Below are 12,374 nucleotides of genomic sequence, written 5' to 3'. Positions count from 1 at the left end.
GATACTGGTTGTATCGGGGCGATCCCGACAACGCGGCGAGCGTGCGTGCCAGGCGTCGCCGGGCAGACGGGACTTTCGAAACACGCCCTAGCGCCGCCCCTTCCTCACCTCGCCCTTTCCGCAGGCGATGCCGTCCCTGTCGCGGTCCAGGCCGATAAACCACCGGGCCGGGCCCCGTCGGCGGACGCGGCCGGCGGTCACACGGCCGCGTCCGCCGGAGGCGGAGCCGTCACCCGTGCCGCTCCGCCGCGGGGCGCGACCGGCTCCCGCCGCGCCGCCCCCCGCGCCGCAGCCGACGCCCCCACCTCACGGGGTGAGCTTCGCGCGCAGCGCGTCCACCTCCGTCACCGGCAGATCGCACACGAACCCGCGGCAGACGTACGCCGTCGGCGCCCCGCCCACCAGCACCCGGTCGGCGAGCAGCGGAAACTCCTCGCTCCCCGGCGTGCCACAGGCCACCACCGCTCCCGGCGCGGTCGCCAGCAGCGCGGCACGATGCAGCTCGCGCGTGGCGGGATCGTCGAGCGAGGGTCCGACGACGGCCACCTCGCGCGGCCCGTCGAGCAGCGCCTCGGCGGCGGCCAGACCCCATCCGATGAACCGCGGCACCCGCGGCCCGAGCGCCTTCACGACCCCCAGCGCCTTCTCCGCCGCGGCGCGGTGCGCCTGCGACCCCGTGTGGGCGGCGTACGACAACAGCGCCCCGGCGGCCGCCGACCACCCGGAGGGCACCGCGTTGTCGGTCGGGTCCTGCGGGCGCCGGATGAGCTGCTCGGCGTCCGACGCCGTGTCGTACAGGGACCCCGACTCCGGGTCGGTGAAGCGCGCGAGCACGTGGTCGAGCAGGAACCCGGCGAAGTCCAGCCAGACCCCCTCGCCCGTCACCCCGGCCAGCGCGAGGAAGCCCTCGGCGACGTCGGCGTAGTCCTCCAGGACGCCCGCGTTGGCCCCGGCCCTGCCGTCCTTGCTGGTCCGGGTGAGCCGCGCCTGGTCGTCGAGGTGCAGCCGGACGAGGAGGTCGGCGGCGGCGACGGCCGCGTCCACCAGGTCGGGCCGGTCGAAGTAGGCGCCGGTCTCGGCGAGCGCGGCGACGGCGAGACCGTTCCAGGCGGCGACGACCTTGTCGTCCCTGCCGGGTGCGGGCCGCTCCGCCCGCGCGGCCAGCAGCCGCTCCTTCACCGACGCGATCTTCTCGGCGTCGAACACGCCTTCCCGCTGCGGCAGTTGCAACACGGAGGCACCCTCCTCGAAGGTGCCCTCGTCGGTCACCCCGAAGTGGGCGGCGGCCAGCGCCGCGTCCTCGGCTCCCAGGGCGTCGGTGAGCTGCTCGGGCGTCCAGACGTAGTACGCCCCCTCCACGTTCCGCCCGCTCCCGTCGTCGCTGTCGGCGTCCAGCGCGGAGGCGAACCCGCCCTCCGCGGTGCGCAGTTCCCGCACCATGAAGTCGGCGGTCTCCAGCGCGACCCGCCGGGCCTGCTCGGACCCGGTCGACCGCCACAGGTGGGCGTACACCCGGCACAGCAGCGCGTTGTCGTACAGCATCTTCTCGAAGTGCGGCACGGTCCAGTCCCGGTCGACGGAGTAGCGGGCGAAGCCGCCGCCGAGCTGGTCGTAGATCCCGCCGCGGGCCATCCGCTCACAGGTGTCCCGCGCCATCTGCAGGGCGCCGTCGGCCCCGGTGCGCGCGTGGTGGCGCAGCAGGAACTCGATCACCATGGACGGCGGGAACTTCGGCGCCCCGCCGAACCCGCCGCGCTGCGGGTCGTACTCCCGGGTCAGCCCGAGCAGTGCCTGCGCCAGCTGCTGCTCGCCGGGCGCCAGACCGTCCCCGTAGGAGATCTCGCGTCCGGCGAGGTCGCGCACGATCTTCCCGGCGACCTCGGCCACCTCGTCCCGCCGCTCGCCCCAGGCCTGCCGCACGCCCTCCAGCACCTGCCGGAAGGACGGCATGCCCTGCCGGGGCACGGGCGGGAAGTAGGTGCCGAAGTAGAACGGCTCGGCGTCCGGCGTGAGGAACACGGTCATGGGCCAGCCGCCCTGCCCGGTCGCGGCCTGCACGGCCTCCATGTAGACGGCGTCGACGTCGGGCCGCTCCTCACGGTCGACCTTGACGCTGACGAAGTGCTCGTTGAGGTGGTCGGCGGTGGCCTGGTCCTCGAAGGACTCGTGAGCCATGACGTGGCACCAGTGGCAGCTCGAGTACCCGACGCTGAGCAGCACCGGCACACCCCGCCGGCGCGCCTCCTCGAACGCCTCCGCCGACCAGGGCCACCAGTCGACCGGGTTGTCTGCGTGCTGGAGCAGGTACGGGGACGTCTCATGGGCCAGTCGGTTCGCCATGGGGTCCATCCTGCCGCAGGGCCCGTCCCGGAACGCGTCCGACGCCCTGCGCCGACCGGGCGCGGGTGCACCACCGACCGCTGCCGGCGCGAGCCGGTACCGTCGTGGCTCCGGGGGCGGGGGCCGGAGCCGCCGACGGGCGCAGCCCGCGGCCGCGAGGGTCGGCGCGGCGCAGGCCGCCTGGACCGCTGCCCGCGCGGGCGGGTGGCGGTGCAGGCGGTCCGGAGGTGCGGCCCGGCTCAGCCCTTGGCGGGCGTGGGCTTCTCCGTGGTGGTCTCGCCGGAGGAGTCCTCCGGGGTCTCCACGAAGTCGACCTTGCCCATGCGGCGGTTCATCGACTTCATCAGGCCCCAGACCGCGATCGCCATCGCCGCGAAGACGATGAAGCCGAGGACGCCGGGGGTGACCTTGTTCTCGTCGACCTCCTTGGCGAGGGGGACGAGGTGCGTCATTGCCAGGCTCACGCTTGCGCTCATGTCAGGCATTGTCGCGGATGCCCGCAAAGAGGTCGTCCTCGGGGAGGGAGGTGTCGACGCGCGACTTCGCCAGCTCGTACTCCTCGGTCGGCCAGACCTTCTTCTGGAGTTCCATCGGCACCCGGAACCAGCCCCCGTCGGGGTCGATCTGCGTGGCGTGCGCGATCAGCGCCTTGTCCCGGATCTCGAAGAAGTCGGCGCACGGAACGTGCGTGGTCAGCGTGCGCTCGACCCGCTCGAACTCGCTCCAGCGCTTGAGCCAGTCCCCGTACGGCGACTCCAGGCCGTGGTCGAGCATGGCCTGGTGCAGCGCCTCGGTGCGCGGACGGTTGAAGCCCTGGTTGTAGTAGAGCTTCAGCGGCCGGTACGCCGGCCCGAACTCGCTCTCCGGGTACTTCGCGGTGTCGTCCGCGCCCTCGAAGGCCACCATGGAGATCTTGTGGGTCATGATGTGGTCGGGGTGCGGGTAGCCGCCGTTCTCGTCGTAGGTGGTGATCACCTGGGGACGGAAGGAGCGGATCTGCTTCACCAGCTCACCGGCCGCCTTGTCGACGTCCTCGAGGGCGAAGCAGCCCTCGGGCAGCGGCGGCAGCGGGTCGCCCTCGGGCAGCCCGGAGTCGACGAAGCCGAGCCACTCCTGCTTGACCCCGAGGATCTCGCGGGCCTCGTCCATCTCCTTCTTGCGCACCTCGTGGATGTTCTCCTCGATGCAGGTGTCGCCCTGGAGCTTCGGATTGAGGATGGAGCCGCGCTCCCCGCCCGTGCAGGTCACGACCAGCACGTCCACCCCCTCGGACACGTACTTCGCCATGGTGGCCGCGCCCTTGCTCGACTCGTCGTCGGGGTGGGCGTGCACGGCCATCAGTCGCAGCTGGTCAGTCAAGACTCAAATCCTCAGTAAGTCGGCGCCCCCGTGGGACCGGGTGCGATCGGCGGCTTCTATAGTGACCGAATCGGGGGGCCAATAATTCCGTGGTCCTGCCCCGGCAGCCCACTTTCGGACCTCCGCCCGACCGGCCGGAGGCCTTGCCGAGAGGACGATCATGAGTACGGCGAGCACGCGACCGCCCGAGGGCCGTTACGGCCGTTCCTCGGACGAGCGCGCGGACCGCACGCTCAAGGTGGCCGGCGCCGTCCTGGGTGCACTGCTGCTCGCGTTGATCGGCTACTTCGCCTATCACTACGTCGGCCAGAACAAGATCAGCGGCGAGATGATCACCTTCCAGGTCTCGGACGACTCGGTGCGGGTGCACCTCGAGGTCCGCAAGGACGCGGGGGTGAGCGGTTACTGCACGGTCCGCTCGCAGGCCGAGAACGGCGCCGAGGTGGGCCGCGCCGACTTCCGCTTCTCCGGCCCGGACACGCGGGTCGACAAGGTGGTCACGCTCCGTACGACGTCCCGGGGCACCACGGCGGAATTGCTGGGTTGTCACGCGGACTGATCATCGCCGCAATACGCGGGCACTGACCTGCGTCGACGTAAATCTTACGGCTTATGTCCTCCCCTTTGGGCCGCTGAATTGTTAGGCTCGTGGTTTCGCCCATCTGTGGAGGAACATGCTTCCAGGTAGGGCGATGCTTTGTTATTCCCAGTACCGACGAGGAGCACCCTGTGACCCAGACCAGCGAGAACGTCACCTGGCTGACCCAGGAGGCGTACAACAAGCTCAAGGATGAGCTTGAGTACCTTACTGGTCCTGCGCGCACCGAGATCGCCGCCAAGATCGCGGCCGCGCGCGAGGAGGGCGACCTGCGTGAGAACGGCGGGTACCACGCTGCCAAGGAGGAGCAGGGCAAGCAGGAACTCCGTATCCGCCAGCTCACCCAGCTCCTGGACAACGCCAAGGTGGGCGCCGCCCCGGTGTCCACGGACGGTGCGGTGGCGCCCGGCATGGTCGTGACGATCGCCTTCGACGGCGACGAGGACGACACGCTGTCCTTCCTGCTGGCCTCGCGCGAGTACGCGAGCGCCGACATCGAGACCTACTCGCCGCAGTCGCCGCTGGGCTCCGCCGTGATCGACCACAAGGTCGGCGAGGACGCGGAGTACGAGCTGCCGAACGGCAAGAAGGCCTCCGTGCGCATCCTCAAGGCCGAGCCCTACAACGGCTGACGGACCTCAGCGGTCCGCACCGCCCCCCATTCCCGATCGGACCCCCGGCGCCCGTGGCGCCGGGGGTCTTTTCATGTCCGGTGGCCCGGCGCGGTCACGCGGTGGCCGAGCGGTACTTGCGTACCGCCAGGGTGCGGAACAAGAGGATGATCAGCACCGAGTAGATCAGCGAGGCCCAGACCGGGTGCCGCATGGGCCAGGCGTCGGAGGTCGACTGTCCCGGGTTGGCGAACAGGACGCGGCAGGCCTCGACGGTGGCGCTGAAGGGGTTCCAATCGGCGACGTGGCGCAGCCAGGGCGTCATGTTGGCGGTGTCCACGAAGGCGTTGGAGATGAAGGTGACCGGGAAGAGCCAGATCAGTCCGCCGGAGGTGGCCGCCTCGGGGGTGCGGACGGACAGGCCGATGAGGGCGCCGATCCAGGTGAACGCGTAGCCGAGGAGGAGCAGCAGGCCGAAGGCGGCCAGGACGCGTGCGGCGTTGGTGCTGCCGTCGGAGCCGACCCGCCAGCCGACCAGGAGCGCGACGACGGCGAGGACGAGCAGCGTCAGCGCGGTCTGCACGAGGTCGGCGAGGGTGCGGCCGGTGAGGACCGCGCCGCGGGCCATCGGCAGGGAGCGGAACCGGTCGATGAGGCCCTTGTGCATGTCGTCGGCGATGCCGGCGCCGGCGCCGGCGGTGGCGAAGGTGACGGTCTGGGCGAAGATGCCCGCCATGAGGAAGTTCGTGTAGTCGGCGGCACTGGTGCTGCCGCCGACCCGCATGGATCCGCCGAAGACGTAGGTGAACAGCACCACGAACATGATGGGCTGGATGAGCCCGAAGACGACCATCTCGGGGATCCGGGACATCCGGATCAAGTTGCGTTTTGCAACGACCAGGGAGTCCCGGACGCTCTGCCCGAGCGGGTTGCCCGGGGCCGTGCCCGCGACGGCGTCGGTGACGGCGCTCATTTCACGGCCTCCTTGCCCTTGTCCTGGGACCTGCCCTCGCGCCCGTCCTCGGCGGCATGTCCGGTGAGGGACAGGAAGACGTCGTCGAGGGTGGGGCGGCGCAGGCCGATGTCGTCGATCTCGATGCCGCGGATGTCCAGCTCCCGGATGACCTCGGCGAGGAGCTTGGCGCCGCCGGTGACGGGCACGGTGAGCTTGCGGGTGTGCTCCTCGACGGTGGTGTCGCCCTTGCCGAAGCCGGCCAGGACCTCGACCGCGGTCGGCATGTGCTCGCGGTCGTGCACCACGACCTCCACGCGCTCGCCGCCGGTGCGGGCCTTGAGCTGGTCGGAGGTGCCGCAAGCGATGACCTTGCCGTGGTCGACGACGGCGATGTCGTGCGCGAGGTGGTCGGCCTCCTCCAGGTACTGGGTGGTCAGCAGCAGTGTCGTGCCGCCGGAGACGAGGCGCTTGATCACCTCCCACAGCATCTGGCGGTTGCGCGGGTCGAGGCCGGTCGTGGGTTCGTCCATGAACATCACGGGCGGGGAGACCACGAGTGCGGCGGCCAGGTCGAGGCGGCGGCGCATGCCTCCGGAGTAGGTCTTCGTGATGCGGTCGGCGGCGTCCGCGAGGTCGAACTGGTCGAGCAGCTCGGCCGCCCGGGCCTTCGCGGCCCTCGCCCGCATCTGATAGAGCTGCCCGACCATCTGGAGGTTCTCGCGGCCGGTCAGGTACTCGTCGACGGCGGCGAACTGGCCGGAGAGGCCTATCGAGCGCCGGACCTCGTCGGGATGCTTGAGCACGTCGAGTCCGGCGACCACGGCCCGGCCGCTGTCCGGGCGCAGGAGGGTGGTCAGGCAGCGGACCGCGGTGGTCTTGCCCGCGCCGTTCGGCCCGAGGAGGCCGAGGACGGTGCCCTCCGGGACGTCGAGGTCGACGCCGTCCAGAGCCCTTACGTCGCCGAAGGTCTTCACCAGGCCTTCGGCATGGATGGCGCCTGGCATGTGAGTCTCCACGTCGTCGGGGATTCTTCGGAAAGACTAGGTTTGCGCGTTTCGTTCCGCTCGGCCGGGACGCTTCGAGCGCGTCGGCGAGATGGCGTGACTCACACCGTAACGCGATGTATCGCGTCTCTCAACGGACTTGCCCGAACGAGTGACAAGAGGGTCCCGGCCCGGCGGACGGCCTCGGCCGGCGTGCGGCACCGACGCAGGCCGACGGGCGACGGGCGACGGGTGCCGACGTCAGTCGATGACGGTGTACCCGGCCTCGCGCAGGGCCTGGCCGACCTCGGCGCAGTGCACCGGCCCCTTCGTCTCCAGGTGCAGCTCCACCTCCGCCTCCGTGAGCCCGAGCCGCGGGTCGGTCCGTACGTGGCTCACGTCGAGGACGTTGGCGTCCATCGTCGACAGCACCCCGAGAAGCGTCGCGAGCGCGCCGGGCCGGTCCGTCAGCCGCAGCCGGACGGCCAGGTAGCGGCCCTGCGCGGACATGCCGTGCCGCAGGACGCGCTGCATCAGCAGCGGATCCACGTTCCCGCCGGAGAGCACCGCGACCACCGGCCCCTCGAAGGCGTCCGGCGCGCTCAGCAGCGCCGCCACCGGACTCGCCCCGGCCGGCTCGACGACCAGCTTGGCCCGCTCCAGACACAGCAGGAGGGCGGCCGCCAACGCGTCCTCCGACACCGTGCGCACCTCGTCCACCAGGTCGCCGACGATCCCGAAGGGCACGTCACCGGGCCGGCCGACCCTGATGCCGTCCGCCATCGTCGCCGGACTGCGCAGCGACACCGGCCGGCCCGCCGCCAGCGAGGGCGGATACGCCGCCGCGCCCTCCGCCTGCACCCCCACGATCCGCACGTCGGGCCGCAGCGCCTTCACCGCCACCGCGATGCCCGCCGCGAGTCCCCCGCCCCCGATCCCCACGACGATCGTCCGCACCTCCGGGCACTGCTCCAGGATCTCCAGACCCACCGTGCCCTGCCCGGCGATCACGTCCGGGTGGTCGAAGGGGTGGATGAACACCGCGCCGGTCTCCGCCGCGTGCTTCTGCGCGGCCGTCAGCGTCTCGTCGACCACCTGCCCGTGCAGGCACACCCGCGCGCCGTACTCCCGGGTCGCGCTGATCTTGGGCAGCGGGGCGCTCGTCGGCATGAACACCGTGGACCGCACACCCAGCAGGGTGGAGGCCAGCGCGACACCCTGCGCGTGGTTGCCCGCACTCGCCGCGACGACCCCGGCCGCCCGCTCCTCCGGCAGCAGGCCGGCGATCCGGACGTACGCGCCGCGCAGCTTGAACGAACCCGTCCGCTGGAGGTTCTCGCACTTGAGGTGCACCGGCGCCCCGACGAGCTGGGACAGGTGCCTGCTGCCCTCCATCGCGGTCGTCCGCGCCACCCCCGACAGCATCTTCTGGGCGCCGCGCACATCGTCGAGAGTGACGGCCCGCAAGGAGTCGGCCGTGCCATAGCTCATGACACCAGCATCGCAGTTCACAGGCGGGAACGACCGCCGTGACCAACCACCGAGACCGGTTTCCGCAGCGCCGGTACGGCCCGCCTCCGGGCCGCGTACCCTGTCCCCCAACCCAGCACCCCCTTCATGAAGTGAGCCCCCGGCCATGCCCACAACACCTGAAATGTCGATGGACATGACGACCGTCGGTGACACCGGTCTTCTGGACACGCTGCAGCACGAGGTCGCGGTCTTCGCACGCCGTGCCGAACAGACCCGGCTCGGCGGCGTCGGGCAGGTGCGCAACTCCATGGACCGCGCCGCCTACCTGCTGCTCAACCGCCTCGACAAGGAAGGCCCGATGGGCGTCAAGGCACTCGCGGCGAGCATGGGCATCGACTCGTCGACCGTCACCCGGCAGGTGGCGCCGCTGGTGGACACCGGTCTGGTCAAGCGCACCTCGCACCCCGAGGACGGGCGGGCCGTGGTGCTCCAGCTGTCCCCGCGCGGGCTGTCCCGGCTGGACGAGGTGCGGTCCTCCAGACGTCAGCTGATGGCCGAGCTGACCGACGACTGGAGCCCGGAGGAGCGCGAGGCGTTCTGCACCCTCCTCACCCGCTTCAACACCGCGCTGTCCACCCGGATGGCCTCTTCCGGCCTGTCCGGCACGGAGCCCGCACCGGCTTCCTGATCCCCGCGCGCGGCGCGCGTCCCGCGCGTGCGCGGCTCTTGACCGACGGCCCGCCCCTGGCCTCATATGAGACAGGGTCCCCGTTCGCCGCAGCCGGCCGGGATCCGTTCCCGGGGGTCGACGGCAGGCGGGAGGCGCGCGGTGCGAGCACGGCATGCGGGCCGGGACGCCCGTCGGACCAAGGATTTCGAGGCGTTCGTGGCGGGCGCGGGCGGGCGGCTGACGCAGACCGCCACCCTGCTCACCGGGGAACCGTCCGACGACAACCCGCGCGCGCGACGGCTGCTGACGCACGCCCTCGCGCACACCTACGCGTGCTGGGACCGGCTGCACGGCGAGGACCCCTACGACCACGCCCGCCGGCACCTCGCCGTCCGCTTCGCCGACACCGCCTGGCACCAGTACGCCGCCCCGGGCCGGTCCCGCCGGCACCTCACCGGCCCGCTGGCGGGCCTCACTCCGCGGGAACGCCTCATCCTGGTCCTCAGGCTCCACGAGGGCGTCGGCGAGGAACAGGTCGCGGCCCTCCTCGGCCTGCCCACGGAACGCGTCCACACCCTCTGCGACCGGGCGACGGCGACCGTCCTGCACCCGCCCCCGCCGCCCTCGCCCCGGCCCTCCGCCGCGAAGGCGGCGCCGACGTGAACCGGCCCCAGCGGGAGGCCGCCGTACGGCAGATCATGGAGCGGACGGTGCCCCGGCTGCCGCCCGAGCTGCACACGGACGCCGTCCGCCGCGGCAGCCGCATGCTCCGCCGCCGCACGCTCGCCCGGCGCCTGCTGTGGCTGCTGCTGTGGGCGGCGGCCGTCGCGTTCGCCGTCTGGGCGGCGGTGGCCGAGCCGTGGGTGGAGCCGCCGTCGGAGACGACCCCACCCCTGACCGGCTGGTGAGACCCGGCCCGTGACGAGGACCTAGCCGAGGGCCTGCTGGAGGTCCGCCAGGAGGTCGTCGACGTTCTCGATGCCGACCGAGACGCGCACCAGGTCGGCCGGGACCTCCAGGGCCGAACCGGCCGCGGACGCGTGCGTCATGCGCCCGGGGTGCTCGATCAGCGATTCCACGCCGCCGAGGGACTCGCCCAGCGTGAACACCTCGGCGCGGTTGCACACCTCGACCGCGGCCTCCTCGCCGCCCGCCACCTGGAACGACACCATGCCGCCGAACGCCCGCATCTGCTTGGCGGCGACCTCGTGACCGGGGTGGTCCGGCAGTCCCGGGTAGAGGACGTTCGTCACGCGCGCGTGCCGGGTGAGCATGTCGGCGACCTTGGTCGCGTTCTCGCTGTGCCGGTCCATGCGCACCGACAGCGTCTTCGTGCCCCGCAGCACCAGCCAGGAGTCGAACGGCCCGGCGACCGCGCCCATCGCGTTCTGGTGGTACGCCAGCTCCTCGCCGAGTTCCCGATCGCCCGTGATCAGCGCGCCGCCGACGACGTCCGAGTGGCCGCCCATGTACTTGGTCAGCGAGTGCACGACGACGTCCGCGCCGAGCGCCAGCGGCTGCTGGAGGTACGGCGTGGCGAAGGTGTTGTCGACGACGAGCCGGGCGCCCGCGTCCCGCGCCACCTGGGCGACGGCCGCGATGTCGGTGATGCCGAGCAGCGGGTTGGAGGGGGTCTCCACCCACACCGCCTTCGTCTTCGGGGTGATCGCGGACCGTACGGCGGCCGGGTCGCTGGTGTCGGCCACCGACCACTCCACGCCCCACCGGGAGACGACCTTCGCGAACAGCCGGAAGGTGCCGCCGTAGGCGTCGTTGGGGATCACCACGTGGTCGCCGGGGCTGAGCAGCGTACGCAACAGGCAGTCCTCGGCCGCCAGTCCGGAAGCGAACGCGAGACCCCGGACGCCGCCCTCCAGGGCGGCCAGGTTCTCCTCCAGGGCGGTCCTGGTCGGGTTGGCGCTACGGCTGTACTCGTAGCCGCCCCGCAGACCGCCGACGCCGTCCTGCTTGTAGGTCGAGACCTGGTAGATCGGCGGGACGACCGCGCCGGTGAGGGGATCCGCGGTGTTGCCCGCATGGATCGCGAGGGTCTCGAAGTGCTGACTGATGTGCCTGTCGCTCATGGGCACCGAGCGTAGTGCGCCGGGGACGAAGGTGCGGGAGGGCGGGGTGCCCGCCGCTCCACCGGGAGGTTTTCCACAGGCAGGTGGGGGAGGTTGGCCAATTGTCCGCGGCGTCTGGAACCCTTGGGGCATGGAAATTCTCTGGGTCCTGATCGCGCTGGTCATGCTCAGCTTCGTGCTGCTGCCGTTCCTGCGGCGCAGGCGCGGCGGGATCGAGCAGGTACCGGCCGGGCACCCCGACGCCGCGGACCCCTCGGACTACGGCTTCGTCCGCGAGGAGGAGCTGGACATCCGCATGCCCGGACCCGACCAGGACCTGCTCGACGTCCTGAACGTGGTGCAGCGCACCCAGGACCACCGGGCCGCCCGGCAACTGCTGATGGGCACCGAGATCGAGGGCGAGCGGCGCTGGCAGCGCGTGCAGGCCTTCGCGGGCGCCGCCGCGCTGGAGCTCCAGCAGCGGCCCGGCGGGGTCGGTGACACGCCGGGCGGGCAGTGGCTGCGGGTGTGGCGCGCCGAGGCGCCCGAGGATCCGGGCGGGGCGGCGGTGCACGCCGAGTTCCTCGTCCAGCAGGCCTGGCGCACCTCGACGCCCGGCACGGACGACTTCCGGATCATCATGGAGGAGGCGAAGGACGCCTGCGGGCAGGCGGCGCTGCTCGCCCCCGGTGACCCGGTCCCGTACATCGTCGAGCTGTCGGTGGCCCGCGGTCTGGCCTACTCGCAGCGCGAGTTCGAGCAGCTGTGGCTGAAGATCCTGGACCGCGCCCCCGCGCACATGGGCGCGCATCTGGCGGCCCTGCACTACTGGTGCGAGAAGTGGCACGGCTCGCGCGAGACGGCGATGTCCTTCGCGGAGGCCGCGGCGGCCCGCGCCCCCCAGGGCTCCCTCCTCGCGGCCATGCCCCTCTTCGCGGTGTTCGAGCACCTCCCCGAGGTCAACCTGGTCACCGGTTTCTACCAGAGCGAGGTCGTGACCAAGGCGATCCACGGCGCCCTGTTCGCCGTCCACGCGGCCCGCCCCGACGACCCCATGCTGGCGCACGTGCGCCACCTCCTGGTCTTCTTCCTGGTGCGCGCCGAACGCTGGTCGGAGGCGGTGAACCAGCTGATCCACGTCGACGGCCACGTGGGCGCGCTGCCCTGGACCCTGTCCGCCGACCCGGCGGGCGAGTTCGCGGTGTACCGCGCGCTGGCCGTGGCGGGTTACGAGGCCAACGGCGGCAGCCCCGCGTCGCTCCCGCACTGAGCCCGGCCCGGGGCCTGGTCCACCGGCCGGGGCCCCGGCCGGTGGACCAGGC

General features: G+C 72.0%; 13 protein-coding genes. 6 read left to right on the top strand and 7 right to left on the bottom strand.

The genetic code is table 11. The features are described from left to right. Positions 1-306: 306 nt before the first annotated feature. The 3 genes from AB0N31_RS35685 to mca form a co-directional block, all read right to left on the bottom strand. Positions 307-2,340: a thioredoxin domain-containing protein gene (locus AB0N31_RS35685; RefSeq protein ID WP_366062693.1), complete on the bottom strand. Its 2,034-nt coding sequence runs from the start codon at positions 2,338-2,340 to the stop codon at positions 307-309. Positions 2,341-2,579: 239 nt separating this feature from the next. Beyond that, complete coding sequence (locus tag AB0N31_RS35680; protein ID WP_366062692.1) at positions 2,580-2,825, bottom strand: hypothetical protein; 246 nt, start codon at positions 2,823-2,825, stop codon at positions 2,580-2,582. Then, complete coding sequence (gene mca / locus AB0N31_RS35675) at positions 2,818-3,678, bottom strand: mycothiol conjugate amidase Mca (protein WP_366062695.1); 861 nt, start codon at positions 3,676-3,678, stop codon at positions 2,818-2,820. The genes AB0N31_RS35680 and mca overlap by 8 nt, the downstream gene beginning before the upstream one ends. A gap of 181 nt (positions 3,679-3,859) precedes the next feature. Here mca and AB0N31_RS35670 point away from each other — a divergent pair, with 181 nt between their 5' ends. Together AB0N31_RS35670 and greA are read left to right on the top strand one after the other, a co-directional pair. After that, a complete protein-coding gene (locus AB0N31_RS35670) occupies positions 3,860-4,258 on the top strand; it encodes a DUF4307 domain-containing protein (RefSeq protein WP_366062691.1) in 399 nt (132 codons plus the stop codon). Positions 4,259-4,428: 170 nt separating this feature from the next. Then, the gene (gene greA / locus AB0N31_RS35665) at positions 4,429-4,929 is read left to right on the top strand and encodes a transcription elongation factor GreA (protein ID WP_366062690.1); all 501 of its coding nucleotides are present in this window, start codon (positions 4,429-4,431) and stop codon (positions 4,927-4,929) included. Between the two features lie 94 nt (positions 4,930-5,023). On the opposite strand, the gene AB0N31_RS35660 is transcribed toward greA, so the two are convergent. From AB0N31_RS35660 to ilvA, 3 genes are all read right to left on the bottom strand, one after another. Further along, the gene (locus AB0N31_RS35660) at positions 5,024-5,881 is read right to left on the bottom strand and encodes an ABC transporter permease (RefSeq protein ID WP_366062689.1); all 858 of its coding nucleotides are present in this window, start codon (positions 5,879-5,881) and stop codon (positions 5,024-5,026) included. After that, positions 5,878-6,867, bottom strand: coding sequence for an ATP-binding cassette domain-containing protein (locus AB0N31_RS35655; RefSeq protein WP_366062688.1), 990 nt, complete (start codon positions 6,865-6,867; stop codon positions 5,878-5,880). The genes AB0N31_RS35660 and AB0N31_RS35655 overlap by 4 nt, the downstream gene beginning before the upstream one ends. 240 nt (positions 6,868-7,107) lie before the next feature. Then, a complete protein-coding gene (gene ilvA, locus AB0N31_RS35650) occupies positions 7,108-8,337 on the bottom strand; it encodes a threonine ammonia-lyase (protein ID WP_366062687.1) in 1,230 nt (409 codons plus the stop codon). Between the two features lie 163 nt (positions 8,338-8,500). On the opposite strand from ilvA, the gene AB0N31_RS35645 reads away from it, so the two are divergent. From AB0N31_RS35645 to AB0N31_RS35635, 3 genes are all read left to right on the top strand, one after another. Next, entirely contained in the window at positions 8,501-9,007 is a 507-nt protein-coding gene (locus AB0N31_RS35645; RefSeq protein WP_366062686.1) for a MarR family transcriptional regulator, read from the top strand. A gap of 141 nt (positions 9,008-9,148) precedes the next feature. After that, positions 9,149-9,652, top strand: coding sequence for a sigma factor-like helix-turn-helix DNA-binding protein (locus AB0N31_RS35640; protein WP_366062685.1), 504 nt, complete (start codon positions 9,149-9,151; stop codon positions 9,650-9,652). Continuing rightward, positions 9,649-9,897 carry a hypothetical protein gene (locus tag AB0N31_RS35635; RefSeq protein WP_366062684.1) on the top strand — a complete coding sequence of 83 codons (249 nt, stop codon included), beginning with the start codon at positions 9,649-9,651 and terminating at the stop codon, positions 9,895-9,897. Before AB0N31_RS35640 ends, AB0N31_RS35635 begins: the two co-directional genes overlap by 4 nt. 21 nt (positions 9,898-9,918) lie before the next feature. On the opposite strand, the gene AB0N31_RS35630 is transcribed toward AB0N31_RS35635, so the two are convergent. Continuing rightward, the gene (locus tag AB0N31_RS35630) at positions 9,919-11,073 is read right to left on the bottom strand and encodes a cystathionine gamma-synthase (protein ID WP_366062683.1); all 1,155 of its coding nucleotides are present in this window, start codon (positions 11,071-11,073) and stop codon (positions 9,919-9,921) included. Positions 11,074-11,203: 130 nt separating this feature from the next. On the opposite strand from AB0N31_RS35630, the gene AB0N31_RS35625 reads away from it, so the two are divergent. Further along, on the top strand, positions 11,204-12,322 hold the full coding sequence (locus AB0N31_RS35625; RefSeq protein WP_366062681.1) for a hypothetical protein: 1,119 nt from the start codon (positions 11,204-11,206) through the stop codon (positions 12,320-12,322). Positions 12,323-12,374: the final 52 nt, after the last annotated feature.

It is taken from the genome of Streptomyces sp. NPDC051051 (assembly GCF_040682975.1).
Lineage (GTDB): Bacteria > Actinomycetota > Actinomycetes > Streptomycetales > Streptomycetaceae > Streptomyces.
The sequence above is the reverse complement of the archived record's forward strand: the minus strand, read 5'-3'. Positions and strand labels throughout refer to the sequence as shown.